This is a genomic window from Sphingomonas zeicaulis (genome assembly GCF_050433225.1).
GTDB lineage: Bacteria > Pseudomonadota > Alphaproteobacteria > Sphingomonadales > Sphingomonadaceae > Sphingomonas_D > Sphingomonas_D zeicaulis.
In genome coordinates this window covers 187712-211961 of record NZ_JBNPXQ010000009.1, presented here as the reverse complement: position 1 = coordinate 211961, position 24250 = coordinate 187712, and the positions used below count along the sequence as shown (strand labels likewise).

Sequence of the window (24250 nt, the reverse complement as noted above, 5' to 3'; positions counted from 1 at the left end):
CCAAGTGGCAGATTTCGTTAACGATTTGCGCAGGAAGCTCAGACCCTTGTGCCTGCAATCGGAGGGGAAACGATGCCGAAACGCACCTGGTTCGTAGAGAGCGCGCCAACGGTAGCGCTGGCCGATGACGGACTGGTCAACGTCCGCCTGCGCGATGGTCGAGACGTCCGCATGACGTCCAACACCGCGCTGGAATATGCCCGCCGACTGTTCGCGGCGGTGGCCGATGCCGAGGACGCCGAGGACGACGGGCCGCCGCCGCCGCCGAGGCGACCGCATTTGCAGCTGGTCTGCGGCGCATGCCCGCGCGGCGACCATTAGGCCGCCTCCGCCAGAGGATCCGGCAGCTGCGGAAGCCCATCAGGTGGCGCGTCGCCCATTTCATAGAAATCGTTCGGCGCCACCTGATGACGGCTCAGCCAGAAGATCCGCCGCATCGTTTCCGCTTCCGGAATGCGATCACCCGTCTCGTACCGGCTCACCGTGGCGATGACGACGCCGAGCAGATCTGCCAGCTCTTGCTGCGTCAGCCCTTCGCCTCTCCGCCAATCGGCCAATTTCACGCTGGCGCACTCCACATTGCCGCCGAGATTTCCATTATGGATATTTCAGATCGGCGTGCTATGGCAATACGCCAATATGGGAAGTTGCCAGATCGTCTATATTCGGCCGGTGACGAAAGCGTTGCCTGCACCGAACCGGATCAAGGAGATCCGTGAAGCCTTGGGGATGACCCAGGTCGAATTGGCGCGCCGTGCGAACGTCACCCCGTCCGCGCTCAATAAGGTCGAGCTCGGCACGCGCGGCCTGGATCAGGACTGGATGCGCAGGCTCGCGCCGCTTCTCGGCGTCGCACCTGCCGAGCTGTTGCCCGATCGCGACAATCCCCACCGCCTCACCACCGAGGAACGGGAAATCGTCGAGCGATATCGCGCTGCCCAGCGCGAAGAGCAGCAGACCTTCCGCAAGGTTGCCGATGCCATGCTTCCAGACAGAGCGCAGAGGCTGGACAACGCGGCTTGACCCCCGGCGACCGGGCGCGCGAGATCGTCGCGAAGCTTGGTTGGCCGATCCCGTTTTTGCTCATCAATTTCTGCATTCTTCTAGCCGGCATCGCTGAGCTGTTGCCGCGTGCGGCCTTTGCCCTGTTTGCAGCCCTCTACGGCCACGGCGCCGCCTATGTCCTCGATCCCACTAGCTGGATCGCGGCTGCAGCATGCATGGCCTTTCGCCGCTGGTGGGTGGATGTTGCCATTGCTTTCGCGGTCTCAGCCTTCCTGACCAGCCTCGCGGATGGCGCGTTCGCACTACCGATCGCAGTCGTGATCGCCGCCCGGATGATATCCATCTTGGCTGTTGCTGCGCTGCCGGTGGCGGTAGCAAATGCGTTTGCCCGAAAGCCAATCGGGCAGTGATTGCCAGAATGGAAATTTTGTAGCTTGACGAATTAGCCATTTTGGAAATAGCAAGGCCCCCGTTCACACGAACGGAGGCCCCATGCCACACATCCACCCACGTTTTGCGGAGCGCCGGCGCGAGCTGGGCAGCCTCCGTCTCGAACGGCACGCCGAGGAATATCGGCTGCACGACATTCAGCGGCTGCTGCGCCGCGAGGATCTGAACGTCGCCGGCGCGATCTCGCTGATCCGCCGCCTCACCGAACATGACGGCTTCCCGCCGCCGATCAGCGTCCACATGCGCGGCGAGCGCCGCCTTCGCGGCCCCGAGGCCGTCCAGCGCGGCGCGATCTGGAGCAAGCCGGCAGTCGATGCCTGGCGTGCCGACGGCGACGAAACCCCGCCGCCGATCGCCGGCGCCGTCGAGGCCGCCAACCTCGCCGCCCACGGGTCCGCGCTCGACGAGCGCGCCCGCCTCCTGTTCGGAGGCGCGCGGGCATGAGCAAGCTGCCGCCCTTTCCTGAGTTAAAGCGCGCGCGCGTGGAAAATCGGCAGGCCGGCGCGCCCGTCATCCACTTCTGCGATCGCCCCAAACGCCCCGATCGCATCGCCCACCTTCAGCCGGTTGGCGACGTTGTTCTCAGCGAGGCGGAGCTCACCAGCCAGGCCATCTTTCGGGACGCTTCCGGAAAGGTCGAGGTCGCGTTGATCCTCGCAAACCGCGCGGACCCGGGCGACGCGGCCGGGCGCGGGTTCGTCTACTTTTTCTCGCCGGCAGAAGCCCGCCGCCTCGCAGATAGCGTCATGCGTGCGGCCGACGATGCCGAGCGGCGGACGAACTGACGATGCCCCGCGCATCCGACATCCAGATTGAAGAGGCCGCGCGCCGCCATGGCGTGTCGGTGATGATCGCCAGCTTCGGCGACGTTCACACCGTCACCTATGGCGGCCGCGATCTCTCGCTGCCCTTCACCGATCGCGGCAAGGCCGAAGGCTGGGCACGCGATTGGCTGAAATTCGCACGTCGCCGGCGATGACCGGCGATCGGCACTCGCTCCCGTCGCTGGCGGAGGCGCTGTGCCTCGCCGCGATGATCCTCATCGGCGCCGGCATCGGCGCCCTGATCGCGGTGATCCCATGATCGTCAACGAATTCGAAAACGCGCGGTCGCCCTCGACCAAGCCACCGCGCGTCGCTCCCTCCGCCAGCACGACCCCCCAACCCTTGGCGGAGGGAGCACCCTTCTGGTTACCGCTCGGCATCTTCGGCGGCCCGCTCGCCTGGGTGGCGATCGCCATCGCGGTCAGGCCGCTCCTGCCATGAGCGCGGAGAACCAACGCTCCGCCGCCGCCCGCAACCGGCAGCCATGGACCACCACCGAAGAGGCCACGCTGCGCGCGACCTATCGCCACGGGGTGGACCACGCCATGGCCGCGCTCCCGCACCGCACCCGCATGGCGATCTACATGCGCGCCAAGCTTCTCGGCCTGGCCGAACAGCGCGAGATGTGGACCGGCAGGGAGGTCGCGATCATCCGTCGCGTCTATCCGACGCAGGGATCCCGGGCGGTGCAGGCGCTGCTGCCGCACCGCTCGATCGAGAAAATTCAACACGTCGCCCGGCGCGTCGGCATCCGCCGCGAAGGCCGCCGCTGGACGTGGCGCACAAAGGCCGAAGCCCTATGATCCGCAATCCAGAAAACACGCTGGCGATCGTCAGTTGCCGCCCCGTCGCCGTCTACAGCAATAACGATGTCGCGCGCGTGATCGAAGGCCGAGGCCTCTCGACGATCGTCGCGGAGCGTATCGCCCAGATCAACGATCGCGGTTTCGACCTGGCGCACGACCAGCTCCGCCACCCGATCGACCTGGTACGCTACATGCGCACCTTCCTCGATCTCGCCGAGACCGCGCTCGCCGCCGAGCTCGGCGCCGTCGACCGCCTCACCGCGGATCCGGCGCCGCTCTACACGGACCTGCTCGACGAACAGGATCCGCGCACCTGCATCGTCAAGGCCGCCGCGCTCGCTTGGGCGCTGCTCGACCGGCTCGACTTCGCGCCGGCAGGGGAGGCGAGCCATGGTTGATCCGATCGAGAAAAAGCACCGTTCTTTGATGAACGGGGTCGCAAGCGCGCTCGACCACGCCTTCAACCCGGACGGCAAGAGCAGCGTCGTCTTCACCCTCTTCATCGCCGAAGCCGGCAAGATGGAAGGCGGCCGCGTCAACTACATCAGCAACGGCAGCCGCGATGACATGGTCGCGATGGTTCGCGAATGGCTGAACCGCGTCGACGGCCGCGGCGCGCATGCGCCTTCGACGGCTACGAAGCAGTGAAGCCCTCCTGCACCAGCTGCCGCCACGAGCGCCTGCCGGCGATCAACCATCCCTGCGCCGCCTGCCTGCTGGCCCTGCGCCGCGGCGAGAGCCGCACCCAGTTTCAACCCAGGAGCAACGCCAATGTCTGACGTCGTCGCAGCCGAACAACTGCGCCTGTTCATAGAGCGCATCGAACGGCTGGAAGAAGAGAAGGCCGGCATCGCTGGCGACATCAAGGATGTTTACAGCGAGGCCAAGTCGAACGGCTTCGACACCAAGACGATGCGCTCCATCGTCAGCCTCCGCCGCATGGAGAAGAACGCCCGCGACGAAGCCGAAGCCCTGCTGGAAACCTACAAAGCCGCGCTGGGGCTGGATTGATGCCGGCGCCAGACGACACCGAGCTGCGCCGCCTCGCGCTGCTCGCCGCCAAGCAGGCGATGAAGGCCTGCGCCACCCTCACCGCGATCGCCGCCGAAGGCCCGGACCATCCGGAGCCCTTCGGCCACGAAGAAGTGATCGAGCTGCTGTGCGACGCGGCCAAGATCGCGCTCGCGATGGTCGACACCAGCACGGACGACGAGCGCGGCCAGATCGAGGCCGCGCTCGCTCGCTATCTTGAGGGGTGGGTCGGCTGATGGGCGCTTCGAAACCCACGCTTGGCTATGGCAGCCGCACCGAGGCGGTGCATGGACTGCGCGCGCAGGGGATCCCCACCGCACAGATCGCTCGCGCGATCGGCATTTCCGTCTCGACGGTTTCCGCGTTGGAAGCCGGCAGCAGTCGGCCGCGTCGCATGCCTCGCCCCAGCGAGGAACGCGGACGCACCGTCGTCGTGCCCACCGATATCCTTGATCGTCTGGGCCCGCCCGCCGCCCGACGCGGCATCCACCCCAACAGCCTCGCCCGGCTCATCCTCGAAACCGTCGTCGACGAAAACATGATCGACGCCGTGCTCGACGATGCAGCCGGGCATGAGCCCTTTTGAAGGATTGACCCAATGCCTCGCCCAATCCGCTGGAGCGATGACGATCGATTTTTCGGCCCGTTCACCTACGCCAATGAAAACCGCGGCTCGCGGTCCGAGAGGCGTATCCTCGGCGCCTATCTTGACAGCGGCGACGACGACGAACGTGCCGGCTGTCGACTGCGCATGCACCTGCTCGGTCACACCCTGATCGCCGCCCTGCCACGCCTGTTCGGGCCGGCAAGGCAGTGGGTCGATACATCCCACTATGAATGGTCGAAGAACCCGAACGGCGGCTATTGGGATGTTCATCATCGCAGCTATGGCTTTCTGTTCGTCGCCGGCGCTCTTCATGTCGATTACGGCCCACAGACGCATGACAGCGAAACCGATCGGACGAAGATTTACTTCCTCCCTTGGCGTTCGTGGCGACATGTTCGGCGCAGCTTCTACGGGCTGAAGGGCGAGCATGTCGCCACGATTAAGGATCGGTCCCGCAAAGGGCTGACGGACGCAGAGCGGCGCGCGATCTGGGACGAGAAAGAGCAGATCGAAGCTGCCGCCCCGGTTGCCAGCTTCGCGTTCGACGATTTCGATGGCGAGCGGATCACCGCAACCACCCGCATCGAAGAGCGGGAGTGGCGCCTCGGCGAAGGTAAATTCCGCTGGCTGTCAATCTTCCGGAAGCCGCAGATCCGCCGCTCGCTCGACATACGTTTCTCGGCGGAGACCGGCAGGCGCAAGGGCTCTTGGAAGGGCGGCACGGTCGGTCATAGCATCGAGATGAAGGCCGGCGAACTGCACGAAGCCGCTTTCCGCCGCTACTGCACCGAACATTCGATGACCTTCATCGGCCCCGCCGCATGATCGGCTTCGATTTCCCCATGATGTCGGCGCCGATCGCGCACCCGATCGAGGCCGACCACATCATCCGCCTCTCGCGCCGGCCGCCCTGGTCGATCGACCGCGCCGACATCCTGCGGGAGATCGAAACCGAGCTGGCCCACCGCCACGCCACCTATCCGAAAATGGTCTCAAAGGGCGCGCTGGATCCGAAAGAGGCGCACCGCCTGATCGAGCGCCTGACCGACATCGGCGAGGGCATCCGCGGCCACGCCACCCAACTGCCATGGCGTCAGAAGGTCAACGAGCTCCGCCGTGACATCTTCATGCGCCGGCGCAACTGGCCCCAGCGCATCGCCAATCACCGGCTGATCGAGGACGAAGCCGCCGACCGGATGGCGGCGATCGAGGCCGCCCACCTGTTCTACTGGATCGACGGCGTCGACATCGATGAAGAGGCGAACGGCGCCGAAACCCTCACCTTCGCCAGCCCCGAGGATCCGCACCCGCGCGCCTTCGACCACCTGCGCGCCGCCCGCGCGCACGAAGATGCCGCCCGCGCCGCCGGCGAGATCTGGGCCCGCCCCATCGTCACGATCGACGGCCTGCCGATGCTCGCCGGCCCCGATCACTGGATCAGCCAGGAGGCAGCATGAGCGACGAGTTTGGCCAGATGTTCGATTGGATCCGTCGCCAGCGCCGGCCCGTGCTGGCTTCCGAACTGGCAGACGAATTCGGCTACGGATCCGCGAACGACGCGATCGTTGAGCTGCAGCGCCGCGGCCGGATCCGCGCCACGTTCCCCGAGGCGAAGCCCGGCGACAGCGGCCGCCAGTTCTGGGAAGTCGAATGACCGCCGGCTATCGCCCCTGCCGCACCGGCCTGCACGTGTACGGCGTGCGCGACGACGACGAACAGGGCTTCACCCAATCAAACCTGCCGATGCGCAATCCCACCTGCGCATCGGCGCTTTTTGAGGCGGCACGGGCCGAGCTCGCCTGCAGTGAAAGTGAGCCCCACGACTTCGCGGTCGAGCTCTTCATCGCCGGCGATCATGCGAACGATTTCAGCATCACCCGCCAGATGCTGCCCCGCCTCGAACGCCTTTACCGCGCAACCTTTAGTTGAAGAGGGAGAGTGAAGATGAGTTATGACCAACGAATTATTGATATCGCATCTAAAGCCGCCGAGGGCGCCGCGAGGAATGCTGCTCGATACGGCGTGCCGCCGCAGATGTTGATGGCTGACATCACTTTCGCGATTGCCGACGCGATCGAAAACGGCACGCTCCGACTTGACGACGCCGTACCTCTGACCTTCGCTCAGTTGCGCACTGCGAACATGTCGCGCTGCATGCGCTGGCACCCCCGCGGCATCAACGAATGGTCGCTCAGCGACTGGATGACGGCGCTGGGTGGCGAGGTCGGTGAGGCGATGAACATCGCAAAGAAGCTCAACCGCGACCGCGACAGCATTGTCGGAAACTTCGTCAATGCTGAGGAACTGCGCACGGCGCTGGCGGACGAGCTCGCCGACATCGCGATCTATCTCGACATTCTGGCGGCGAGCGAGAACATCGACCTTGCCGCTGCGATCGTCTCCAAGTTCAACCGCACCAGCGCCAAGGTCAACTTCCCCGAACGGCTCCCCAGGCCGGCGCGGGCCGCCGCCAGCATGGCCGGCACCACGCAGACGGCCGCATCGACCGGGGCGCAGCAGGAACATGGCGCTGTCATGTCGGCGATCGGCCATCCCAACGACAGCGGCGGCGGGCAGGAACACAGCGACATCATGCGCGCCATCGGCCACGGCTGAGGGGAGCGCGCCATCATGACCATGATCGCATGGCTCCCCCCGACCTTCGTCGTCGACCAGCACAGCGCCAACGCCTCCAACAACCCGATCCGCATCGTGATCAAGCGCGGGGTGCCTTGCCCCGCCGCGATCATGATCCAGGAGTATCGGGAATGGTGCTTCAAGGCGCGGTTCTGGATCCCCGCGCTGGCCGCCGGCATCGCCCTGCAGCTTTTGCTGTGGACGATCATCCCGTTCTTCATGGCTGGCCCGGCCGCGCTGCTGATCACCCGCGTCGGCCCGCTCCACCGCCGGCTTGAGATCGATGGCGTCGCCGCCGACATCGAGGTGGCGGTGCGCCACTACGGCGCCGATCGCGACGCCTACACGACAAAAAAGGCTCAGGCCCGCCGCAACTACAGCCAGTTCAAGGGCATGACGCTGGACGCCATCCTGCGCCTGATCGCCAGCCGTCAGAAGGCCGCGGCCATCTACGTCGCCCGCCGCGAAAGCCGCATCGCCTTCTACCGGAGGAAGCTGGGATGAGCAGCCGCACCGATGACATCCTCTCCCGCGCTGTAGCGGAGGCTATAGCGCGGGAAACGGCGAGGATTGCCGACGAAGAGATCGCCGGCATCCAGCAGCGCGTCACCGATCGCGTCCGCCAGTCCATCGGCGGCATCGCCACGCGCGTGCTTGACCACGTAATTTTCGAGCGCGCCGAGCGCGAGCTCGTGATCCGCGTAAAGATCGAGGACAAGAGCAATGGCTGACACCCCGTTCGTGCGCGAAGAGCGCTACATCGTCATCAAGCGCAAGCACCTCGACGACAGTCAGGAAACTGCGGTTCGTGCCCTGCTCACCGAGCAGGGCATAGGCATCGTCGAATGCGCCGTCGTCGAGAGCGACTGGCCGGAATACGAGCCGGTCTGGAAAATGATCGAGGATCGCGTGGCTGGCGTTCTGAAATCCTGCCCGTTTTGCGACAGCGAAGCCGACTACGAACACCTCGAAAACGGACGATGGTCAATCGGCTGCGTAGATCCCGCGGGCAATTGCATGGGTTTTCAGACGCTCCAGACATTCGCCACTCAGGCAGAGGCGCGGAGGGCATGGAACACCCGCGCCAATCCTACCGAGCAAATCTCCGGAGAGCATACGTTCAGCATAAAGATCGCGGACGTATCCGAATGATCGACATCGCCCTGCAGATCATCGCCGGCACCGGCGTGATCCTGCTGGCGATCGCCGGCGTGCTGCTGTGCTGCGTCGCCCTGGTGCCGCTGTTCCGGCTTGCCTTCAAGCTCGACGAGATCTGGAGCCGGCAGCACCGGCTGCACGTCTTCCTCTACGAAGCCAGACACATACTCGGCCCCGCGCTGATCGCCCTTGGCTGGCTTGTCCTCGCATGGGCGATCGGCAGGGGAGTGCTTTCATGACCACCGCTACCGAAGCCGAAGTCGTCGGCCGCCGCATCAACGATATGGCGCAGCACGTCGGCGACCAGTTCCATGAAATTCTCGGCCGTCACATGCTGCTGATGCCCAGCGGCCACGAAGCCATCATGGTCGGCGTTTCCGCTTGCGCCAACCTGCTCTGCGAGGTGGCCGCCTTCGGGTATCGCGAGGCCATCGACAACGGGCAGAACGCGACCGAGATCTGGAAGGCCATCTTCCAGATATTCGAGGAAACCTTGCCCGACTTCCGCGGCCCCACCGCCGCCGAGCTCGGCATCGTTGAGGGAGTGCAGGGATGACCGAGCAGCCCGAGTATACCCGCGAGCAGCTGCACGACATGATGACGGACGAGCGGTGCGACGCTGCCCGGATGCAACTGCAGCAGGCCCTATTGGCAGAGATCGAGCGGAACATGCTCGACCTGCCGTTCCCCGTCGCGATCGGTGTGTCGGTCGCCGGTCTGGTCGGCCTCGCCTGCTACGCCTACCAGACCATGCCGCCCCGGCTCGGCGCCACCGAGGCCGATCTCCGCCGCGGCCTGCACGAAGCGATCGATGGTATGTGGGAGGAGACCCGCCAGTCGGCCATGGAATTCACCGGCTGGCCCACCGTGTTTTCCGATGCGGCCAATGGAGAGGCAGCGCCGGCATGAGCGGCGAGGGTTGGATCGTCGGCCGCGCTGACGACGGCATCTACGTTGAAGAAGGTGTGCCCTTTGTGGTCGGCGGGATCAGCAGCGGCGAACAGCATTTCAGCACCGAACTGGAAGCGTTGCGCTACGCGTCGATGTGCATTGACGATGATTACGAACGTGTCGTTGCGAACCGGAAGGATATCCGCGCGCGGCTTCGCAAGGCCGAGCGCAGCAAGACAGCCGCGGACCGACGATCCGCACGACATGCCGCTTGACGCCCCCGCTAGGGCCGCTTTATAGGAACTAACGCCGCGCGGTATCGGCCGCGCGAAGGGTCGAAAGGACCGCACATGAACCCAGATGAAAAGCTCGAGGTTTTTTCCAGAGGCGTCGACCTGCTCGGCGGCCAGCGCGCCACCGCAAAGGCGCTGGACGTGACCGATCGCACCATCCGCAAGCTGCTGTCAGGCGAGATGATCGTGCACGACGGTTTCATGAAGGACATGGCCGCCGCGCTCCACACCATGATGGCGGACTGCCGTGACCTGATCGCCAAGATCGACGGGCCGGAGCGGGCCGATGGCTAAGCTCGATATCCAGTATCTCACCGCCAAGAAGACGGCCGCCGGCCCCGCCTATTACTGGCAGCCGTCGCCGGCGCTGCGCAAGGCCGGGTGGAAGCCGCTCGCGCTGGGCCGCGACATCCAGCAGGCGATCAAGGTCGCGATCGATCGCAATCGGCAGGTCGACGCATGGCGCGCCGGCGGCGCCAAGCCCAAGACGGTGGCCAAGCATGTCGAGGCGAAGACCGTCGGCGCGCTGATCACTGCGTTCGAGAAGGCCAAGTTTCGGCCGGCAGGCGAGGGCGGTCTCGCCGACAACACGCAGCGCGAATACAAATCGAAGCTGCGCACGATCGAGGCCTGGGCGGAGGACGGCCGCACCCCGCTGGCCGCGATCGACCGCAAGCGCGTTCGCGTGCTGCGCGACGCGCTGTTGACCCCGATCGCCGAAGGTCCGCGCAAGGGCGAGGTCCGCCACCATGGCGCGCACGCCACGCTCCGCGTGCTGCGCACCCTGCTGCAGTTCGGCGTCGACGAGGGTTGGATCGCGGAAAACCCCGCAATCAATCCGGGCATTTCAACCCCGCCGCCGCGCGACCAGGTGTGGAGCCCCGCCGCGCGCGCCGCGATCGAGGACATCGCCGGCGCGGACGGAGCGCCCAGCCTCGCCCTCACCATCGCGCTCGCGCCGTTCTTCTGCCAGCGCCAGGCGGACATGCTCCATCTGTCGATCGGCCAGTACAAGGAGATACCGGCCTACATGATGGATGCCGACGTCGCCGAGACGCTGGCCCGCATGCACGACGATGGCCGGATCATGGGGATTGAGATCCGCCAGCGGAAGGGCAAGCGCTGGATCGGCGTGCCGATCGTCGGCCCGCTGCGCGACCGCATGGAGGCGGAGATCGCCAAGCGCAAGGCGGAGGGAAAGCTGCAGCTGTTCGTCGACGATCGCGACGGCCGCGCATGGACGCGCAGCAGCGGCCAGACCGCATTCCAGCGCCGCTTCGCCGAAATGCGCGATGCCGCGATCGCGGCCGCGAAGAAGGCGGGCGACACCGCGCTGGCGGCCGAGCTCGACGACCTGCAGTTCCGCGACTACCGCCGCACCGGCGTCGTCATGCTCGGCGAGCTCGGCCTCGCCGATCATCTGATCGCCGCGATCACCGGCCACAGCCTCGACGAGACGAAGAAGATCCTCGAAGTCTACATGCCCCGCACCACCGGCATGGCCGCCCGCGCCATCGCCCTCAGCACCGCACGGGCCCAGCCCAAGACGAAGGAGCAAGCCAATGGCCAATGAGAGCGCCGCTGGGCGTGACGGCTTTATCCTGGCGGCCGGCCGGAAGATCTATCACGTCTACAAGCAGAGTTTCCCGATGGAGTTTTGGTACGGCCTGACGCCAGATGCCAATCGGGAGTTCCATGACCGCCTCATAGATGTCCGCAGTCTGCCGGAAAGGTATCGCAGGGACAGTCACCCGCTGGAGGTGCATTGGACCGCCATCCCTAAGCGCAGCTTGGCCAAAGCTGGACGAGAGCAGCTTGTGGCGCACGCCATGACGTTCGCCGCCGCCATAGTAGATGGGTACGATCTCGACGCGCACATCGATCGCGAGCGTGCGGCAGCCGAGCAGGAGGCGGCACAAAGGCGACAAGAGAAAGCCAGGCAGGAAGCCGCGTGGTTGGCTGCAGGGCTTTGCTGCTGCTGCGGCCAAGTTGAGTGCGATATTCCGTTCTGACACGCCCTGTTGACAGCGCCGTCAGCGCCCGCCAATGAAGCTCCCGCGCTGCCATCGTCGGAATTCCGACGTCGGAAGCGTCGGAATACCAGAGGACTCTAGGCCAAAATCCTAGGATTTCTGCGGGTTTGCGGGTGTAGCTCAATGGTAGAGCAGAAGCTTCCCAAGCTTACGACGAGGGTTCGATTCCCTTCACCCGCTCCATTGATATCCAACGGTTTCTCCAGTGACGCGCAAGCCGGCGTGCAGGAACGCTGCAGTAAGGCGGGAAAACGCTCCAGGACGCGGCGCTTCAATCTCATCAATGATCGTCTCTGTGACCGCCAGCGCAAGCCTCAGATTAGCAGTATCGGGGATGGAGTAGATGTCGGTAATCGGCAACTTTTTATGGCCGATCGCTTCCACACGGTGCATCTATTGCCAGGCGAATCACAACCTCGATCCCTAGATGAACATCAAGACATGATCCCACTTGCGCATAAGGCATCAGCTAGTCATCAAACGCGGGAACGCTAGCGAGGCGGCCTTGTTGTCCATCGACTGTGCGCGGCGATGACTGCACATGGTGTGGATTGAGCAAAGCCGCTCAGTCGACCCATGCGCGGAATTCGTTGCCTCCAGCCTTAATTTGCGACTGTATCCGGACCCGCCTGCCGTTTGCACAGTCGGCGAACCATTGCAGCATTCGAGCGGTCGACTTGCTGGAGATCGAAATCGCGTCGACACGGTCGCATTCTTCAAAAGTAGCAGCCTTTTCTGCCGCGCCACGCATCAGCGTGTTGGCGTACAGAAATGCATCATCGCCCATCTTGGCATAGAGACGTGGGTAATCTTCTGGCTTATACCTATGGATGGCGTCTGCGGCGATCGGCGCATGAGAGGCAGGTGTGTCTTCTACTGGGGGCAGCGCTGGAGCTTCGGGTCTCCATCCTGCCCGTGCGAGAACGACGGCGGCAACCGCCGCGAACAAGCAGATGCCAACAAACACGCAGGCCACGATTTTGATTGTCGACGCTAAGTCGGTGTCTGCTTTCATCTGCCCCTCCATGACGACGCCAGTTCCGCGAATTCGACTATGCTCGTCAACAATGCTCTTCTGTTCTTTTGCGATGGCTTAGGTCTTTGCCAACTCGATCAGCACCTTCCACTCCGCATCGGTGACAGGCGAAACCGACAGCCGCGACTGGCGGATCATCTGCATCTCAGCCAGTTTGGGCTCGGCCTTCATTTCCTTGAGCGTCACCGGTTTCGCGAGCGGCGCCACCGGCTTCACCTGCACCGAAATCCATTGGCCGTCCTCGCCATCGGCCTGCGGGCCGCGGCTGATTTCCATGATGCCGACCGCGGCCTTGGCATCGCCGCTGTGGTAGAACAGGGCTTGGTCGCCGGGGACCATCGCCTTCAGGTGCAGCCGTGCGGCGTTGTTGCGGACACCGTCCCACTCGGTGCTGCCGTCCTTGACGAACTGTTCCCAGCTATAGGATTCGGGTTCGGACTTCATCAGCCAATAGGCCATCGCGGTTCCCCTTTCTCGTCGTCCGGCGCAGGCTTGCCATGTCGCGCGGCGCGACTCAACGACTGCTGGTGGTGGCGGACGTCCGTCGCTAGGGGGCGTGCATGACCGCGCAAATCGACCAGTTTCACGCAATCGCCATCAGCCGCATCGCTCACCGCATGGCGGTGGAAGGCCATCCGGTGATCCATATGGAGTTCGGTCAGCCCTCCACCGGCGCGCCGCGCAAGGCGATCGAACTGGCGCATCATGTGCTCGACACCGACGGCATGGGCTATTGGGAAAGCCCGTTGCTGAAGGAGCGCATCGCGGCGCATTATGCCGAGCAGCATGGCGCGGTCGTCGATCCCGAACAGGTGATCCTGACCTGCGGCGCATCGCCCGCCTTCGTGCTCGCGCTGACCTGCGCCTTCGCGCCGGGTGCCCGCGTGGCGCTCGCGCGGCCGGGCTATGTCGCCTATCGCAACGCGCTGAAGGCGTTGTCGATGGAGCCGGTCGAGATCCCATGCGGTTCGGCCGAGCGTTTCCAGATCAGCGGCGCGGCGATCGAGGCGCTCGATCCCGCGCCCGATGGCGTGATCGTCGCGAGCCCCGCCAATCCCACCGGCACGATCATCGACGCCGAGGAATTGCGCGCGATCGCCGAGGTCTGCACGCGGCGCGGCATCCGCATCCTTTCCGACGAGATCTATCACGGCCTTTCCTATGTCGAGCCGGCGCGCTCACTGCTCGAATTCTCGCCCGACGCGTTCATCATCAACAGCTTCTCCAAATATTTCAGCATGGCGGCATGGCGCCTCGGCTGGCTGGTGGTGCCGCCTGAAATGATCGCCGCGGCACGCGCGCGGATGGGCAATCTGTTCCTGACGCCGCCCTCGCTCAGCCAGCATGCCGGCCTCGTCGCGTTCGACTGCCGCGACGAGCTTGAGGGGCATGTCGATACCTATCGCCGCAATCGCGCGCTGCTGCTGGAGGCGCTGCCCGCGCTCGGCCTGCGCCGCATCGCGCCGCCGGATGGCGCCTTCTACATCTACGCCGATATCGGCCACCTGACCGACGACAGCCTTGCCTTCTGCGCGCGGCTGCTGCGCGACACCGCGGTCGCCACCGCGCCCGGCGTCGATTTCGATCCGGTCGACGGCAACCGCTTCATCCGCTTCAGCTTCGCGGTTTCCACCGATCGCGTGGAGCAGGCGCTCGACCGGCTGACACCCTGGTTCGCCGCGGCGGGGTAAAGGCACGGAACGGCCAACCTCCACAGATCGCTTGATCCGCCGCCCCGCATCGGGAAGATGCACGCCGTGCCAACCGGAGATCGCGCCCCTTCTTCCCGTTCCGTCGGTCGTCCGCGCCGCCTGACGCTCGACCGGCTGCTCGATACCGCCATCGACATGGGGCTGGCCGAGCTCAACATGAAGGATCTGGCGGCGCGCCTCGGGGTCGGCATTGCCACGGTCTATCGCTATGTCGAAAGCCGCGAGGCGCTGATCCGGCTGGCGGCGGGGCGGCGCGCGATCCGGTCCGCGCCGGCGGATGTGGGCCAGCCCTGGCAGGAGATCGTGCGCGATTATGCTGCGTCGCTGTTTAGTTCGGTCGGGCAGGAACCGGCGCTTGTGATCGGCTTCATCGAGGCGCGCTGGGGCATCGCGGTGGAACTGGAGTTCGTCGACGGCTTCCTGGGCGCGCTTGCCGCGCGCGGTTTCGATCGAGACGAGGCGATGGCGCTGTATCGCGCCGTCACCAAGATCGTGCTCGGCGCCGCGGTGGCCGCGCATCATTTCGCGGCGCTCGCCGCGCGCGACACCAGCCAGGCGCGCGAACTCGCCGCCGCGCTGGCCGCTTGGGACGAGGATGAACTGCCGCACCTGCGCGCCGCTGCTGACGCCTATGCCGACGAGGCGGCGGCGGTCGACTGGCGGCCCGCGCTGGAAACGGTGCTCGATGCGCTGGCAGTCAGCCGCGGCTGAGCGCGGGCGTGGGAACATAAGGGAGAGAGGATATGAAGCGCATCATCGCATTCGCTCTCGCCGCGTCGGCGGCGATTCCCGCCATGGCGCAGGATGTGCAGGTGCCGTCCTTCACATTGCCGGTCTCCAACCAGCTCAGCCCGGAGGCGCGGGCGGTGCTCGATCGGATGCGCGCGGCGACCGCCCCGAAGGAGATCGCCGGCGACATCGCGAAGCAGCGCGCCTTCTACCAAATCTACAATGATAATCGGCTGGCGGAGATGCGCCGGCATTTCCGCACCATCGAACGCCGTGAGAGGATCGGCGGCGTCGCCGTCGACATCGTGGAGCCCGCCGCGGGCATCGCCCCTGCCAATCGCAACCGCGTGCTGATCAACGTTCATGGCGGTGCCTTCCTGTGGGGATCGGGCAGCGGCGCGCTGGTCGAGGCGATCCCGATAGCCGCAACGATGCGCATCCGGGTGGTGACGGTGGATTACCGGTTGGCGCCCGAGCATCGTTATCCCGCAGCGTCCGAGGATGTGGCGGCGGTCTATCGCGCCTATTTGAAACAGCATCCCGCCGCAAACATCGGCATCTATGGCTGCTCGGCAGGCGGGGTAATCACCGCGCAGGCGACGGCATGGATCCGCAAGGCCGGGCTGCCCCGCCCCGGCGCGATCGGCACCTTCTGCGGCACCGGTGCGCCCTATTCGGGGGACAGCCCGTTCCTGGCCGATCCGATCACCGGCGGGCCGCCGCGCGATCCGGCGCCGCTGCCGACGACCTTGCCATCCGCTTACATGGCAGGGGTGCCGGCAGAGGACAGCGCGGCCTATCCGCTGATGTCCGACGCGGAGGTGCGGGCGATGCCGCCCACCCTGTTGCTGGCGGGCGGACGCGACTTCGCGGTCAGTGGGTTGACGCTTGCGCACCGGCGATTGGCGCGGCTGGGTGTCGAAAGCGAATTGCACCTGTTCGACGGCCTGCCGCACGCCTTCTTCGTCTGGCCGGACATGCCGGAATCGGTCGAGGCCTATGATTTGATCGGTAGTTTCTTCGATCGGCATCTGGGCCGTTGAATAGCGGCACAAATGTCACACTGCTGCAATGGTTAATGTTGCAGCAGGCTCTCTGCATTGCCGACCGTCCCCCTCGGCATTAGGTCACGCGCAATGGCGCAAAGACCGCCGCTGAATAAAACAGGAAGGGACAGAGTCATGATGATCCGCTCATCGGTTCAGGCGCTTCTGCTGGGCGTCTCGCCCGCGGTGTTGATCTGGGCCACGCCCGCTGTCGCGCAGAGCGAAGCTTCTGCCGCCCCTGCCGAAACCGCCGAAGCGGAACCCGCCCCGCCGGAAGACACCGGTGAGGACATCGTCGTCGTCGGCACCGCCGGCGGCGGTACGCGCCGTCAGGACGCCTCGTTCGCGGTGACGACGCTGAGCGCCGACACGATCGCTCGCGCCGCGCCCAACAGCACGGCGGATCTGCTGCGCACCGTGCCCGGTGTCATGGCGGAAAGCTCGGGCGGCCAGAACGGCGCCAACATCTTCGTGCGCGGCTATCCATCGGGTGGCGATGCGCAGTTCGTGACCTTCCAGGTCGGCGGCGTGCCGATCTTCCCGCCACCGACGCTGTCGTTCCTCGAAAACTCGCAGTTGATCCGGCTCGACGAGACCGTCCAGCGGGTCGAGGCGGTGCGCGGCGGCACGGGATCCTTGTTCTCGAACGGTCAGCCGGGCCTGACCGTCAACGTCGTCCAGCGGACCGGCGGCAGCGCACTGCACGGCCTCGCGAAGGTCTCCTACACCGATTATGACGAGGTGCGCGGCGACGCCTGGATCTCTGGCCCCTTAGGCAAAGATACCAGCTTCATGGTCGGTGGCTTCTACGCCCAAGGCAATGGCATCCGCGATCCGCAGTTCCGGGGCGAAAAGGGCGGCCAGATCACCGCCAACATCCATCATGATTTCGACAGCCGCGGCACGGTGGACATCTATGTCCGCTACCTCAACGACCGCGGCCAGTGGCTGCTGCCGATCCCGGTGATCCAGAACGGCCGCAAGGTCAGCGCCTACCCGGGCTTCGATGCCGGCACCGGCGCGCTGCCCGGCCGCGAGACGCGGATCACCACCAACAATGCCGGCCGCACTCTCGACCTGGCCGAAGGCCGCGGTGCCGACGTGATCAACGCCGGCATCGCCTTCGAATATGAGCTGGTCGACGGTTTGCGCGTGCGTGAGCGCTTGTCCTACCTTGGCGGCAATGCCGATACCGTAGGCCTGGTACCGACCGACCCGCCGCGCAGCGCCGCCGACATGGCGGTGACGCTGGGCGGTGCCGGCTCCACCGTCGGCAGCCTCACATATGCCAATGGCGGCGGCGCGGTTGCGGGGGGTGCCAATGCGCAGGTGATGCGCGCGGGCGTCTGGGAAGTGCGCAAGAAGATCGACTCGTTCGTCAACGATCTCGGGCTGGAATTCACGAGCGGCAACAACAAGTTGACCGGCGGATTCTATTACGCCGCCTACAACACGCGTGATCGCTGGGCGCTGGGCAATCAGGTGCTACTGGCCGCCGAGCCCAATGCGCGCGTGCTCAACCTAACCTTGGGCGACGGCCGCATCGCGACGCGCGACGGCTTCACCTCAGGCGCGGGCTTCCTCGTCGACGCCTATTATGAAGGTCAGGATTATGCCTTCTATGCGGTCGACGAGTTGCAGATCACGCCCGAACTGCGCATCGACGGCGGCATCCGCTGGCAGAAGCATCTCGTCGACGCTGCGATTCGTACACCTTCGGGCACGATCAACCAGGATGGCAATCCGGCGACGCTCTACGACAACGCTACCAACGTGTTCGGCGAACGACGCTTCATCGACTATTCGGAGGATGAATGGTCGTGGACGGCGGGTGCCAATTACGACTTCACCAGCCAGATCGGCGTGTTCCTGCGCTATAGCCGCGGTAACAGCTTCCCCCAGTTCGACAATTTGCGCGAAGGCCTGTTCATCACCGCGCAGGTCGATACCTATGAAGGCGGGCTGAAGCTGTCGCTGCCTTATGCCAACCTCTACGCCACCGTGTTCCACAACAAGTTCGATGGTCTGGCGACGACTCAGTTGATCGATAATACGCCGGTCAGCGCGGTCGGCGGCGCGAAGGCGACGGGCGTCGAACTGGAAGGGCAGGTGCGGCCGTTCCAGGGCTTCAGCATCTCGGCGGCGGGCACCTATCTGGATGCCAGCTACGAGGATTTCTTCAGCGGCGGCGGCACGATTGACAACACCGGCAACCGCGTGCAGCGCCAGCCGAAATGGGCGTGGCGAGTGACCCCGGCGTATGAGCTGGACGTTGGCGGCATCACGCCTTCGATTTTCGCGACGCTGCAATATACCGGCGACCGCTTCTCGGACCCCGAGAACAACCAGTTGCTGCCGCGCTTCTACCAGCTCGACGCGGGCGTTTCGGTCGACATCAACGAGCGACTGAAGCTGCAGGTCACCGGCAACAACCTGACAGACGAACTCGGCCTGACCGAGGGCAACCCTCGGATCATCGGCTCGCAGGGGTCGGGCCCGATCCTCGCGCGTCCGATCCTTGGCCGGTCGTTCCGGTTCAGCGCGGCGTACAACTTCTGATCGGGGGCGGCTGCGCCATCCGACTGTCTCGGGAGACCTGATGATGGATCGGCGTAGCTTCCTTCGGGCGACGTCCGGCCTTGCCGCCGGCGTCGCGGTCGCGCCGGCGGTGCGGGCCGCCACCGCCGCGAAGCGGCAGCGCAACGTGCTGCTGCTGATCTCGGACGATCAGGGGCTCGATCTCGGCTGCTATGGCGTGCCGATCCGTACGCCCCGGCTTGACCGGCTGGCGGGGGAGGGCACGCGCTTCACCAACGCATTTGCCGCGGTCTCATCCTGCAGCCCCAGCCGCGCGGTGATCAATACCGGGCTCTATACGCATCAGAACGGCATGTACGGGCTGCAGCACGACGTGCACCACCAGTCGCTGCTCGACGGGATCGAGACCCTGCCGGCGATGCTGCGCCGCGCAGGCTATGCCACGGCACTGGTCGGCAAGAAGCATGTCGGGCCGGACAGCGCCTTTCCCTACGAAGCCGAACTGGTGCCCGAGCGATCGGGCATACGCGACGTGCGCGAACTGGCGATCGCCACGACCAGCTTCATCCGCTCGACCGACGATCGCCCCTTCTTCGTCACGGTGGCGTATAGCGATCCGCATCGCGCCGCCGGCGGCTATGGCAATGAACGGCCGTGGCCGGACGTGACTGCGGAGCATTATGATCCGGCACGGCTGCCGATCCCGTCGCACCTGCCGGACCTGCCAGCGGTGCGCGCCGATCTGGCGGGCTATTATGAATCGCTCAGCCGGCTCGACACCGGCGTCGGCATGATCCTCGACGATCTCGTCGCCACCGGGCGTGCCGAGGACACGCTGGTGATCTTCCTCAGCGACAATGGCCGGCCGTTTCCCGGCGCCAAGACCAACCTTTATGGCCCCGGTCTCCATCTGCCGCTGATCGTGCGCGCGCCGGGTGCTACGGCGGCGGTGAACGAGGCGATGGTGAGCTGGGTGGATATCGCGCCGACCGTGCTGGACTTTACCGGGGTCGATCCGCCGCAGGCCTACACGCTGTCGGGCAACTCGCTGTTGCCGCTGTTGGGGCAGAGTGGCGGGGCAGGGCGCGACCATGTGTTCGCCAGCCACGCCTTCCATGAGATCAACCAATATTATCCGATGCGAAGCATCCGCACGCGGACGCACAGCTATATCCTCAATCTCGCCCATCCCCTCGACTATCCGATCGCAGGCGACGTCGCGGGGTCGCCGTCATGGCAGGCGATCGTCGCCGATCCGGCGACCCGGCTCGGTAAACGGACGCAGCGCGCCTATCTGAAGCGGCCGCCCGAGGAGCTTTACGACCTCGCGCGCGATCCCGACGAACTGGTCAACCTGGCCGGCGATCCGGCGCAGAAGCGCGTACTCGACGATCTGCGCGAGAAACTGCGCACGGTGCGCGCGGCGACGCGCGACCCCTGGCTTGCCGGGCAGACCGATCCCTATACCCATCTGGAGCATAAGCCATGACCGAGGATCCGACGCGCCGGGGCGTGCTGCTGGCGGGCGGCGGCGGCGCCTTCGGCCTCTATTCCTGGGCGGCCGGCGCCACGACGGTCACGCCACCTGCACCGCGCCCGACCTTGACGTTGAAGCGGAAGCCGGGGGTAAAGCCGCGGAACATCCTGTTCGTGCTGACCGACGATCATCGCTTCGATGCGATGGGATTCATGAAGGCGCAGGATTTCGGCGAGACGCCGACGCTCGACCGGCTGGCGCGCGAGGGCGTGCATTTCCGCAACGCCTTCGTCACCACCGCGCTCTGCTCGCCCTCGCGCGCGTCGATCTTCACCGGGCTCTATGCGCACCAGCATCGTGTGGTCGACAACAACCACCCGATCCCGCCGGGGCTGGTCTATTACCCGCAATATCTGCAGGCGGCGGGTTACGAGACCGCGTTCATCGGCAAATGGCATATGGGCGCGGAGACCGACACGCCGCAGCCGGGCTTCGATCGCTGGGTGAGCTTCAAGGGGCAGGGCACCTATATGCCCAGCGCCGATGGGCTGAACGTCGATGGTCGCAAGGTGCCGCAGTGCGGCTATATCACCGACGAGCTGACCGACTATGCGCTCGACTGGATCGGCACGCGCAAGGGCGACAGGCCGTGGATGATGCATCTCGCGCACAAGGCGGTGCATTCCGAATTCATCCCGGCGCCGCGCCATGCCGGGCGCTACGCCAAAGAGACGTTCCGCTATCCCGAGACGATGAAGGCGGGCGCGCCCGGCCGGCCGATGTGGGTGGAGAACCAGCGCAACAGCTGGCACGGCGTCGACTATGCCTATCATGGCACGCTCGACATCGCCGATTACTACAAGCGCTATATGGAAACCTTGCTCGCGGTCGACGAGGGGCTGGCGCGGATCATGGATCTGCTCGCGAAGCGCGGCGAACTCGACGAGACGCTCATCGTCTATATGGGTGACAATGGCTTCCAGTTCGGCGAGCACGGCCTGATCGACAAGCGCACCGCCTATGAGGAGTCGATGCGCGTCCCGCTGCTCGCGCGCTGCCCGGCACTGTTCGGGCCGGGGGCGGTGGAGAAGGTCGTCGCCAATATCGACATCGCGCCGACCATGCTCGCGGCGGCGGGGCTGGAGGCGCCGCGGGGCATGGCGGGTGCCGACGCGCTGCCGCTGGCGCAGGGCAAGGCGGTGCCGTGGCGCAGCGAGTTGGTGTATGAATATTACTGGGAGCGCAACTTCCCGCAGACCCCCACCGTCCACGCGCTGCGCGAGGACCGGTATAAGTATATCCACTTCCACGGTATTTGGGACATCGACGAGTTGTACGACCTCGAAGCCGACCCGCACGAGGCGAACAATCTGCTGGCCCGGCCCGGCCACGAGGCGCTTGCCGAACGGATGAGCGCGAAGCTGTTCGCAGCACTGGAGGAGAGCGACGGCATGCAGATCCCGCTCAGCCCCGATGCGGGGGAGCGCAACGAATTGCGCGACCCGAACGGGCCGCCGGGGGCGCCGTTCCCGGCACGATTTTTCAGACGGCCGCCCGCACCTGCCGGCGGATAATCCAAGGCACTGGTTGGTCAGGGTCAGGCGCGACCGGTCAGAACGTCATCCAAACAGCATCATGATCGGAGTTCTGGGTCGGATAGAGCGTTGCGTTTCCCGGGTTGGCGGTACCCTGATAAAAGAAGTAATCGAGGCAGAGACCGCCCTGATGCGTGGCGCCGCCCTGGGACACGATATCAAACGTATTCGGCCTGTTGCTCGTGCCCACATCGAAGAACGGCTGAGCGAGTTCTGCGTTGAAGTCTCCCCCGATCACGATGGCTTGTGCATCCAGCCGCGATACAGTTTTGAGGAATGGCGTAACATCTCCCATGCCGACGCCGCCGGACGTCGCGTGGATGGTTCCGATGATGGTTCCTGCGACGTTCATATACAATCCCGACCGTCCGCTTGAACTGCCCGTCCAATGTTTAACGTCGGCGGGAGCGTTGGAGAGGATCGCCGTGCTGCATCGCGAATTGAATGCGCCGGCCTGATAGGAGGAATACATATATTTGTTGCCGTTCCACAACTTCATATGTCCACATTCCTGGAGAAGAACATAGTCATATGCTGCGCACATCGTGGCCAGTTCCGCAGCTTTGCCGGGGTGTGTCGTGGGATCGCCTTGTGTGTTCCAGGTGATGACAGTTGGCACGCACCACTCCTGCATTGACTGCTTGCTATCGCGTTGCGACAATTGAATGACGCCAGGTTGACGATATCGACAGATCGTGTTGCAGGTGTAGCCTCTCACTGGACCTGCGGCACACCGGCATCACCGTCCGCCGGTCGTGGCCGCTGCATCAGATCCGGCCAGCGTTCGTCGATCGCGCTGGCGACGCCGTTGGTCCAGCCGAAGCCGTCCTGGTTGGGATATTCGCCGCCGCCGCCGGGCTTGCGCTCCTCGACATCATATTTCTCAAGCATCTTGCCGGTTTCGGCATAGGCGCGGGCAACGGTGCCCATCCAGCGGCCGGCGATGTCGCGGGCGAGGTCGGTCTCGCCGTAGCGGGCGAGGCCGTCGATCGCGACCCATTGCAGCGGCGCCCAGCCATTGGGCACATCCCATTGCAGCCCGGTGCGCGCGGTGGTGGTGCGCAGGCCGCCGGGCGCAAGCAGCTTTGCACGGACCGTGGTCGCGGTCGCCTTCGCCTGCTCCGGCGTCGCCGCGCCGACGAACAGCGGATAGAGCGCGGCCGCGCTCAGCGCCGTGGTCGGCTTGCGCGTCTCGCGATCCCAGTCGGCGAAGCGGGCTTCGCGGGCGACCCAGAAGTAGCGGCCGATCGCGGCCTTGCGCTTGCCGGCAAGCGCAGTGAATTCGGTCGTGCAGGCCGCATCGCCCGCGGCCTTGCAGCGCGCGGCGATGCGTTCCTCCATCGCCAGCATCAGGCTGTTGAGATCGACCGGCACGATCGCGGTGGTGCGGATCGTCGCGAGCGACTTGCCGTCGGCGAGCCAGCGGCTGCTGAAATCCCAGCCGCTTTCGGCACCTGCGCGCAACTCGCGCTGCACGGTGGCGGCGCTGCGCCCGGAGGGCTTCGCTTCGGCCGCGGTCGCGACATCCTCCGCGAAGGATTCGTCGCGCGGGGTGTCGCGGTCGTCATAATAGCGGTTGAGCAAGGTGCCGTCGGGCATCTTCACGACGCGCTGGCAGGCGCCGCTCTTGTCGAGGCAATCCTTGCCCTTCATCCAATAGCCATATTCGCGCCGCAGCGCGGCCAGCCGGCGCGCCGAGGTGGCCGGATCGGAGTCGCGCGAAAGATCGAGCATCAGCGCATAGAAGGGCGGTTGCGAACGGCTGAGATAATAGGTCCGCATGCCGTTGGGGATGTGGCCATGGCGCTCGATCACTTGGGTGAAATCGGCGAGCATCGATTCCACCAGCGGCTGCTGGCCGTCGACGGCAAGGCCGAGCATCGTGAAGAAGCTGTCCCAATAATACATTTCGCGGAAGCGGCCGCCGGGGACGACATAGGGTTGCGGCAGCGCGATCGCGGAACTGCCCGCTTCCGGCACCACCGGCTGGCGGACCAGCATCGGCCACAGCGCCTGCACGTGATGGCGGACGTCCGATGCCTCATGATCGTTGACGCCGGGCACCTTGAAATTGGCGAGGACGAAGGCACGCAGCGCGGTCGCGTCCGCCGGGGGCTTGCCGCGATAATCGGCGAGGATCGCGGCCGGATCGCGCTTCGGCACGGCATCGACGAAGGTCTTGCCATCGGGGAAGACGCGGCTGGTCTGCACCGCTTCGAACAGCGGGCCGAACAGTTCGGCGGGCGATTGCTGCGCGTAAGCGGTGGCCGGAGACAGCGCCAGCAGCAGCGCGGCGAGGCAAGATCCGAACGGCTTCAACATTCAACTCCATCACAGGCGCAGGCATCGCTGCCGGTCACGAAGGGGAGCATAGCGCCGTG

General features: G+C 65.4%; 39 protein-coding genes and 1 tRNA gene. 34 read left to right on the top strand and 6 right to left on the bottom strand.

Annotated features, from left to right (window positions below):
* Nucleotides 1-72 precede the first annotated feature (72 nt).
* On the top strand, nt 73-321 hold the full coding sequence (locus FHS96_RS24685; protein WP_429598234.1) for a hypothetical protein: 249 nt from the start codon (nt 73-75) through the stop codon (nt 319-321).
* Here the strand turns inward: FHS96_RS24685 and FHS96_RS24680 are convergent.
* On the bottom strand, nt 318-563 hold the full coding sequence (locus FHS96_RS24680) for a helix-turn-helix domain-containing protein (protein ID WP_429598232.1): 246 nt from the start codon (nt 561-563) through the stop codon (nt 318-320). The two genes, FHS96_RS24685 and FHS96_RS24680, sit on opposite strands and share 4 nt — an antisense overlap.
* 76 nt (nt 564-639) lie before the next feature.
* On the opposite strand from FHS96_RS24680, the gene FHS96_RS24675 reads away from it, so the two are divergent.
* From FHS96_RS24675 to FHS96_RS24545, 27 genes are all read left to right on the top strand, one after another.
* Nucleotides 640-1023, top strand: coding sequence for a helix-turn-helix domain-containing protein (locus FHS96_RS24675; RefSeq protein WP_429598230.1), 384 nt, complete (start codon nt 640-642; stop codon nt 1021-1023).
* Nucleotides 1020-1415 carry a hypothetical protein gene (locus FHS96_RS24670; protein WP_429598228.1) on the top strand — a complete coding sequence of 132 codons (396 nt, stop codon included), beginning with the start codon at nt 1020-1022 and terminating at the stop codon, nt 1413-1415. The genes FHS96_RS24675 and FHS96_RS24670 overlap by 4 nt, the downstream gene beginning before the upstream one ends.
* An 82-nt stretch (nt 1416-1497) precedes the next feature.
* A complete protein-coding gene (locus tag FHS96_RS24665; RefSeq protein ID WP_429598226.1) occupies nt 1498-1899 on the top strand; it encodes a hypothetical protein in 402 nt (133 codons plus the stop codon).
* Nucleotides 1896-2240 (top strand): hypothetical protein, encoded by a 345-nt coding sequence (locus tag FHS96_RS24660; RefSeq protein WP_429598224.1) that lies wholly within the window; start codon nt 1896-1898, stop codon nt 2238-2240. The genes FHS96_RS24665 and FHS96_RS24660 overlap by 4 nt, the downstream gene beginning before the upstream one ends.
* A gap of 2 nt (nt 2241-2242) precedes the next feature.
* A complete protein-coding gene (locus FHS96_RS24655) occupies nt 2243-2434 on the top strand; it encodes a hypothetical protein (protein ID WP_429598222.1) in 192 nt (63 codons plus the stop codon).
* 282 nt (nt 2435-2716) lie between these two features.
* On the top strand, nt 2717-3082 hold the full coding sequence (locus FHS96_RS24650) for a hypothetical protein (protein ID WP_429598220.1): 366 nt from the start codon (nt 2717-2719) through the stop codon (nt 3080-3082).
* Nucleotides 3079-3483 carry a hypothetical protein gene (locus tag FHS96_RS24645; RefSeq protein ID WP_429598218.1) on the top strand — a complete coding sequence of 135 codons (405 nt, stop codon included), beginning with the start codon at nt 3079-3081 and terminating at the stop codon, nt 3481-3483. Before FHS96_RS24650 ends, FHS96_RS24645 begins: the two co-directional genes overlap by 4 nt.
* Nucleotides 3476-3733: a hypothetical protein gene (locus tag FHS96_RS24640; protein WP_429598216.1), complete on the top strand. Its 258-nt coding sequence runs from the start codon at nt 3476-3478 to the stop codon at nt 3731-3733. Before FHS96_RS24645 ends, FHS96_RS24640 begins: the two co-directional genes overlap by 8 nt.
* 123 nt (nt 3734-3856) lie before the next feature.
* Nucleotides 3857-4096 (top strand): DUF2312 domain-containing protein, encoded by a 240-nt coding sequence (locus FHS96_RS24635; protein WP_429598214.1) that lies wholly within the window; start codon nt 3857-3859, stop codon nt 4094-4096.
* Entirely contained in the window at nt 4096-4353 is a 258-nt protein-coding gene (locus tag FHS96_RS24630; RefSeq protein ID WP_429598212.1) for a hypothetical protein, read from the top strand. The genes FHS96_RS24635 and FHS96_RS24630 overlap by 1 nt, the downstream gene beginning before the upstream one ends.
* Nucleotides 4353-4703 (top strand): helix-turn-helix domain-containing protein, encoded by a 351-nt coding sequence (locus FHS96_RS24625; protein ID WP_429598210.1) that lies wholly within the window; start codon nt 4353-4355, stop codon nt 4701-4703. Before FHS96_RS24630 ends, FHS96_RS24625 begins: the two co-directional genes overlap by 1 nt.
* 12 nt (nt 4704-4715) lie before the next feature.
* A complete protein-coding gene (locus FHS96_RS24620; RefSeq protein WP_429598208.1) occupies nt 4716-5549 on the top strand; it encodes a hypothetical protein in 834 nt (277 codons plus the stop codon).
* Nucleotides 5546-6181 carry a hypothetical protein gene (locus tag FHS96_RS24615; protein ID WP_429598206.1) on the top strand — a complete coding sequence of 212 codons (636 nt, stop codon included), beginning with the start codon at nt 5546-5548 and terminating at the stop codon, nt 6179-6181. Before FHS96_RS24620 ends, FHS96_RS24615 begins: the two co-directional genes overlap by 4 nt.
* The gene (locus tag FHS96_RS24610; protein ID WP_429598204.1) at nt 6178-6378 is read left to right on the top strand and encodes a hypothetical protein; all 201 of its coding nucleotides are present in this window, start codon (nt 6178-6180) and stop codon (nt 6376-6378) included. Before FHS96_RS24615 ends, FHS96_RS24610 begins: the two co-directional genes overlap by 4 nt.
* Nucleotides 6375-6653, top strand: coding sequence for a hypothetical protein (locus tag FHS96_RS24605; protein ID WP_429598202.1), 279 nt, complete (start codon nt 6375-6377; stop codon nt 6651-6653). The genes FHS96_RS24610 and FHS96_RS24605 overlap by 4 nt, the downstream gene beginning before the upstream one ends.
* Before the next feature lie 111 nt (nt 6654-6764).
* Nucleotides 6765-7340, top strand: a complete 576-nt coding sequence (locus FHS96_RS24600; RefSeq protein ID WP_429598200.1) for a hypothetical protein — start codon at nt 6765-6767, stop codon at nt 7338-7340.
* Nucleotides 7341-7355: 15 nt separating this feature from the next.
* Nucleotides 7356-7865, top strand: coding sequence for a hypothetical protein (locus tag FHS96_RS24595; protein ID WP_429598198.1), 510 nt, complete (start codon nt 7356-7358; stop codon nt 7863-7865).
* The gene (locus FHS96_RS24590; protein WP_429598196.1) at nt 7862-8092 is read left to right on the top strand and encodes a hypothetical protein; all 231 of its coding nucleotides are present in this window, start codon (nt 7862-7864) and stop codon (nt 8090-8092) included. The genes FHS96_RS24595 and FHS96_RS24590 overlap by 4 nt, the downstream gene beginning before the upstream one ends.
* The gene (locus FHS96_RS24585; protein WP_429598194.1) at nt 8085-8513 is read left to right on the top strand and encodes a Lar family restriction alleviation protein; all 429 of its coding nucleotides are present in this window, start codon (nt 8085-8087) and stop codon (nt 8511-8513) included. Before FHS96_RS24590 ends, FHS96_RS24585 begins: the two co-directional genes overlap by 8 nt.
* Nucleotides 8510-8758 carry a hypothetical protein gene (locus FHS96_RS24580; RefSeq protein WP_429598192.1) on the top strand — a complete coding sequence of 83 codons (249 nt, stop codon included), beginning with the start codon at nt 8510-8512 and terminating at the stop codon, nt 8756-8758. Before FHS96_RS24585 ends, FHS96_RS24580 begins: the two co-directional genes overlap by 4 nt.
* Nucleotides 8755-9075: a hypothetical protein gene (locus FHS96_RS24575; protein ID WP_429598190.1), complete on the top strand. Its 321-nt coding sequence runs from the start codon at nt 8755-8757 to the stop codon at nt 9073-9075. The genes FHS96_RS24580 and FHS96_RS24575 overlap by 4 nt, the downstream gene beginning before the upstream one ends.
* The gene (locus FHS96_RS24570; protein WP_429598188.1) at nt 9072-9428 is read left to right on the top strand and encodes a hypothetical protein; all 357 of its coding nucleotides are present in this window, start codon (nt 9072-9074) and stop codon (nt 9426-9428) included. Before FHS96_RS24575 ends, FHS96_RS24570 begins: the two co-directional genes overlap by 4 nt.
* On the top strand, nt 9425-9685 hold the full coding sequence (locus tag FHS96_RS24565) for a hypothetical protein (RefSeq protein ID WP_429598186.1): 261 nt from the start codon (nt 9425-9427) through the stop codon (nt 9683-9685). Before FHS96_RS24570 ends, FHS96_RS24565 begins: the two co-directional genes overlap by 4 nt.
* 75 nt (nt 9686-9760) lie before the next feature.
* Nucleotides 9761-9997: a hypothetical protein gene (locus FHS96_RS24560; RefSeq protein ID WP_429598184.1), complete on the top strand. Its 237-nt coding sequence runs from the start codon at nt 9761-9763 to the stop codon at nt 9995-9997.
* A complete protein-coding gene (locus FHS96_RS24555; protein WP_429598182.1) occupies nt 9990-11276 on the top strand; it encodes a hypothetical protein in 1287 nt (428 codons plus the stop codon). Before FHS96_RS24560 ends, FHS96_RS24555 begins: the two co-directional genes overlap by 8 nt.
* Nucleotides 11266-11715 (top strand): hypothetical protein, encoded by a 450-nt coding sequence (locus FHS96_RS24550; RefSeq protein ID WP_429598180.1) that lies wholly within the window; start codon nt 11266-11268, stop codon nt 11713-11715. Before FHS96_RS24555 ends, FHS96_RS24550 begins: the two co-directional genes overlap by 11 nt.
* A 130-nt stretch (nt 11716-11845) precedes the next feature.
* Nucleotides 11846-11919: transfer RNA gene (locus FHS96_RS24545), tRNA-Gly, on the top strand.
* Here FHS96_RS24545 and FHS96_RS24540 read toward each other — a convergent pair.
* The 3 genes from FHS96_RS24540 to FHS96_RS24530 all read right to left on the bottom strand — a co-directional run bounded on the left by FHS96_RS24540 (nt 11908) and on the right by FHS96_RS24530 (nt 13231).
* The gene (locus FHS96_RS24540) at nt 11908-12120 is read right to left on the bottom strand and encodes a hypothetical protein (RefSeq protein ID WP_429598178.1); all 213 of its coding nucleotides are present in this window, start codon (nt 12118-12120) and stop codon (nt 11908-11910) included. The genes FHS96_RS24545 and FHS96_RS24540 overlap by 12 nt on opposite strands.
* A 181-nt stretch (nt 12121-12301) precedes the next feature.
* Nucleotides 12302-12751, bottom strand: coding sequence for a hypothetical protein (locus FHS96_RS24535; protein ID WP_429598176.1), 450 nt, complete (start codon nt 12749-12751; stop codon nt 12302-12304).
* 78 nt (nt 12752-12829) lie between these two features.
* Nucleotides 12830-13231, bottom strand: coding sequence for an EVE domain-containing protein (locus FHS96_RS24530; protein ID WP_429598174.1), 402 nt, complete (start codon nt 13229-13231; stop codon nt 12830-12832).
* 101 nt (nt 13232-13332) lie between these two features.
* Between FHS96_RS24530 and FHS96_RS24525 the strand changes: the two genes are divergently transcribed.
* The 6 genes from FHS96_RS24525 to FHS96_RS24500 all read left to right on the top strand — a co-directional run bounded on the left by FHS96_RS24525 (nt 13333) and on the right by FHS96_RS24500 (nt 21848).
* Complete coding sequence (locus tag FHS96_RS24525; protein ID WP_429598172.1) at nt 13333-14463, top strand: aminotransferase class I/II-fold pyridoxal phosphate-dependent enzyme; 1131 nt, start codon at nt 13333-13335, stop codon at nt 14461-14463.
* 66 nt (nt 14464-14529) lie between these two features.
* Nucleotides 14530-15195 carry a TetR/AcrR family transcriptional regulator gene (locus tag FHS96_RS24520; RefSeq protein ID WP_429598170.1) on the top strand — a complete coding sequence of 222 codons (666 nt, stop codon included), beginning with the start codon at nt 14530-14532 and terminating at the stop codon, nt 15193-15195.
* A gap of 32 nt (nt 15196-15227) precedes the next feature.
* Nucleotides 15228-16256, top strand: coding sequence for an alpha/beta hydrolase (locus FHS96_RS24515; protein WP_429598168.1), 1029 nt, complete (start codon nt 15228-15230; stop codon nt 16254-16256).
* Nucleotides 16257-16394: 138 nt separating this feature from the next.
* The gene (locus tag FHS96_RS24510; protein ID WP_429598165.1) at nt 16395-18818 is read left to right on the top strand and encodes a TonB-dependent receptor; all 2424 of its coding nucleotides are present in this window, start codon (nt 16395-16397) and stop codon (nt 18816-18818) included.
* 40 nt (nt 18819-18858) lie between these two features.
* Nucleotides 18859-20286, top strand: a complete 1428-nt coding sequence (locus FHS96_RS24505; protein WP_429598163.1) for a sulfatase family protein — start codon at nt 18859-18861, stop codon at nt 20284-20286.
* On the top strand, nt 20283-21848 hold the full coding sequence (locus tag FHS96_RS24500; protein WP_429598161.1) for a sulfatase family protein: 1566 nt from the start codon (nt 20283-20285) through the stop codon (nt 21846-21848). Before FHS96_RS24505 ends, FHS96_RS24500 begins: the two co-directional genes overlap by 4 nt.
* 37 nt (nt 21849-21885) lie before the next feature.
* On the opposite strand, the gene FHS96_RS24495 is transcribed toward FHS96_RS24500, so the two are convergent.
* A complete protein-coding gene (locus FHS96_RS24495) occupies nt 21886-22488 on the bottom strand; it encodes an endonuclease/exonuclease/phosphatase family protein (RefSeq protein ID WP_429598159.1) in 603 nt (200 codons plus the stop codon).
* A 95-nt stretch (nt 22489-22583) separates the two neighbouring features.
* Nucleotides 22584-24191 carry an alpha,alpha-trehalase TreA gene (gene treA, locus FHS96_RS24490; RefSeq protein ID WP_429598157.1) on the bottom strand — a complete coding sequence of 536 codons (1608 nt, stop codon included), beginning with the start codon at nt 24189-24191 and terminating at the stop codon, nt 22584-22586.
* Between the last annotated feature and the right edge of the window lie 59 nt (nt 24192-24250).

Bases quoted from the DNA above. Each gene is read 5' to 3' on its own strand.
- FHS96_RS24575 (WP_429598190.1), top strand. From the start codon at position 8,755: ATGACCACCGCTACCGAAGCCGAAGTCGTCGGCCGCCGCATCAACGAT.
- FHS96_RS24610 (WP_429598204.1), top strand. From the start codon at position 6,178: ATGAGCGACGAGTTTGGCCAGATGTTCGATTGGATCCGTCGCCAGCGC.
- FHS96_RS24530 (WP_429598174.1), bottom strand. From the start codon at position 13,231: ATGGCCTATTGGCTGATGAAGTCCGAACCCGAATCCTATAGCTGGGAA.
- FHS96_RS24595 (WP_429598198.1), top strand. From the start codon at position 7,356: ATGACCATGATCGCATGGCTCCCCCCGACCTTCGTCGTCGACCAGCAC.
- FHS96_RS24510 (WP_429598165.1), top strand. From the start codon at position 16,395: ATGATGATCCGCTCATCGGTTCAGGCGCTTCTGCTGGGCGTCTCGCCC.
- FHS96_RS24685 (WP_429598234.1), top strand. From the start codon at position 73: ATGCCGAAACGCACCTGGTTCGTAGAGAGCGCGCCAACGGTAGCGCTG.
- FHS96_RS24565 (WP_429598186.1), top strand. From the start codon at position 9,425: ATGAGCGGCGAGGGTTGGATCGTCGGCCGCGCTGACGACGGCATCTAC.
- FHS96_RS24630 (WP_429598212.1), top strand. From the start codon at position 4,096: ATGCCGGCGCCAGACGACACCGAGCTGCGCCGCCTCGCGCTGCTCGCC.
- FHS96_RS24665 (WP_429598226.1), top strand. From the start codon at position 1,498: ATGCCACACATCCACCCACGTTTTGCGGAGCGCCGGCGCGAGCTGGGC.
- FHS96_RS24505 (WP_429598163.1), top strand. From the start codon at position 18,859: ATGATGGATCGGCGTAGCTTCCTTCGGGCGACGTCCGGCCTTGCCGCC.
- FHS96_RS24560 (WP_429598184.1), top strand. From the start codon at position 9,761: ATGAACCCAGATGAAAAGCTCGAGGTTTTTTCCAGAGGCGTCGACCTG.
- FHS96_RS24600 (WP_429598200.1), top strand. From the start codon at position 6,765: ATGGCTGACATCACTTTCGCGATTGCCGACGCGATCGAAAACGGCACG.
- FHS96_RS24620 (WP_429598208.1), top strand. From the start codon at position 4,716: ATGCCTCGCCCAATCCGCTGGAGCGATGACGATCGATTTTTCGGCCCG.
- FHS96_RS24650 (WP_429598220.1), top strand. From the start codon at position 2,717: ATGAGCGCGGAGAACCAACGCTCCGCCGCCGCCCGCAACCGGCAGCCA.
- FHS96_RS24515 (WP_429598168.1), top strand. From the start codon at position 15,228: ATGAAGCGCATCATCGCATTCGCTCTCGCCGCGTCGGCGGCGATTCCC.
- FHS96_RS24585 (WP_429598194.1), top strand. From the start codon at position 8,085: ATGGCTGACACCCCGTTCGTGCGCGAAGAGCGCTACATCGTCATCAAG.
- FHS96_RS24645 (WP_429598218.1), top strand. From the start codon at position 3,079: ATGATCCGCAATCCAGAAAACACGCTGGCGATCGTCAGTTGCCGCCCC.
- FHS96_RS24625 (WP_429598210.1), top strand. From the start codon at position 4,353: ATGGGCGCTTCGAAACCCACGCTTGGCTATGGCAGCCGCACCGAGGCG.
- FHS96_RS24655 (WP_429598222.1), top strand. From the start codon at position 2,243: ATGCCCCGCGCATCCGACATCCAGATTGAAGAGGCCGCGCGCCGCCAT.
- FHS96_RS24555 (WP_429598182.1), top strand. From the start codon at position 9,990: ATGGCTAAGCTCGATATCCAGTATCTCACCGCCAAGAAGACGGCCGCC.
- FHS96_RS24640 (WP_429598216.1), top strand. From the start codon at position 3,476: ATGGTTGATCCGATCGAGAAAAAGCACCGTTCTTTGATGAACGGGGTC.
- FHS96_RS24500 (WP_429598161.1), top strand. From the start codon at position 20,283: ATGACCGAGGATCCGACGCGCCGGGGCGTGCTGCTGGCGGGCGGCGGC.
- FHS96_RS24660 (WP_429598224.1), top strand. From the start codon at position 1,896: ATGAGCAAGCTGCCGCCCTTTCCTGAGTTAAAGCGCGCGCGCGTGGAA.
- FHS96_RS24675 (WP_429598230.1), top strand. From the start codon at position 640: ATGGGAAGTTGCCAGATCGTCTATATTCGGCCGGTGACGAAAGCGTTG.
- FHS96_RS24570 (WP_429598188.1), top strand. From the start codon at position 9,072: ATGACCGAGCAGCCCGAGTATACCCGCGAGCAGCTGCACGACATGATG.
- FHS96_RS24580 (WP_429598192.1), top strand. From the start codon at position 8,510: ATGATCGACATCGCCCTGCAGATCATCGCCGGCACCGGCGTGATCCTG.
- FHS96_RS24535 (WP_429598176.1), bottom strand. From the start codon at position 12,751: ATGAAAGCAGACACCGACTTAGCGTCGACAATCAAAATCGTGGCCTGC.
- FHS96_RS24615 (WP_429598206.1), top strand. From the start codon at position 5,546: ATGATCGGCTTCGATTTCCCCATGATGTCGGCGCCGATCGCGCACCCG.
- FHS96_RS24635 (WP_429598214.1), top strand. From the start codon at position 3,857: ATGTCTGACGTCGTCGCAGCCGAACAACTGCGCCTGTTCATAGAGCGC.
- FHS96_RS24590 (WP_429598196.1), top strand. From the start codon at position 7,862: ATGAGCAGCCGCACCGATGACATCCTCTCCCGCGCTGTAGCGGAGGCT.
- FHS96_RS24550 (WP_429598180.1), top strand. From the start codon at position 11,266: ATGGCCAATGAGAGCGCCGCTGGGCGTGACGGCTTTATCCTGGCGGCC.
- FHS96_RS24525 (WP_429598172.1), top strand. From the start codon at position 13,333: ATGACCGCGCAAATCGACCAGTTTCACGCAATCGCCATCAGCCGCATC.
- FHS96_RS24605 (WP_429598202.1), top strand. From the start codon at position 6,375: ATGACCGCCGGCTATCGCCCCTGCCGCACCGGCCTGCACGTGTACGGC.
- treA (WP_429598157.1), bottom strand. From the start codon at position 24,191: ATGTTGAAGCCGTTCGGATCTTGCCTCGCCGCGCTGCTGCTGGCGCTG.